The following is a 1,033-nucleotide window of genomic DNA, read 5'->3' as shown; positions in this document are numbered from 1 at the left end:
CAGTACTACCACCAGCATTGGGGTCTCCTCCATCTGGTGGGTTATCTCCACCAGAGTCAAATACGCATTCATAAGTGGTTACAAAATCATAATATGGTAAAAACGGGTCACCACAACTAGAGCCTGTACAAATACCAAGCTCCCATTCTAATACACTATGCCCACAACCACAAGGTACATCTACAGCTATTGTAGTAGAAATGACCGTACCATCGCAATCGGTAGGATATGTTGTACTGCCTGTTGCCCCAGAACTGCCTTCCTCATCCCCTCCTTCTTCATTTCCAAAATCTTCTGCTCCTACGGTTTCTTGCAGGTCATCGATACGCTTTGTTGAGGCACTACCAAAACCTTGGTTTTCGTTACTACTATTGGTCTTGTATTGCGTAATAAACATGCCTTCAACACCATTTTTGTCCTCAATGGTGATATTATAAAAGGTGTTGGCGTTATCATCTAAAGAGGCTATTTTCATGGTATAAGAGGTATAATCACCTTGAGTGATTTCTTTAACCTCGTCGGTGTAAATAACAATGTGAGAAGTATTCTCAGATTCTGTTGCGGTTCTTAGTTGTGTATTATCCGATTGTTGAATACCAAAATGGTTATCGAGTTAGTACCTCTGCTTTAAATGGGTAAAGGTTTCCCCAACATCTGAGATGTCTATGGTCTTTATTAAAATAGGAGGTGTATGGGTATCACTATTAAAGGGAATATCCTCTGTAAAGTTGTCTTTCTCACAACTCACCAGTAACCATACGCTTATAAAAAACAAAAGGTTGCACTTAAGAAAAGTTGTTGTATTTACCATACCCATAAATAGATTAATGTTAGCAATTTAGACAGGGTGCATTTATAACCAAACGACTAATGCGCTAACCCTTAATTTGGGTGAGTTAACTCGCCTTTGGTAACAATGTCCCCATAAAAACACATCGCTTAGGACCTGTTTCTCTAAATAAATTATAGTATCTGTAAATTAAAGTGGTTAAGTATGGTGAAGGTGATTTGGAGTATTCACTTACTAAAGATA

At 38.4% G+C, this 1,033-nt stretch carries 1 protein-coding gene; it reads right to left on the bottom strand.

Annotation, left to right across the window (positions count from 1 at the left end; genetic code table 11):
* Nucleotides 1-475 (bottom strand): hypothetical protein (locus Q0912_RS17455; protein ID WP_299117568.1); only part of this gene is annotated, 475 nt, incomplete at its 3' end.
* Between the last annotated feature and the right edge of the window lie 558 nt (nt 476-1,033).

The organism is uncultured Winogradskyella sp. (genome assembly GCF_947498345.1).
Taxonomy (GTDB): Bacteria; Bacteroidota; Bacteroidia; order Flavobacteriales; family Flavobacteriaceae; genus Winogradskyella.
This window is presented reverse-complemented; position numbering and strand designations above follow the sequence as displayed.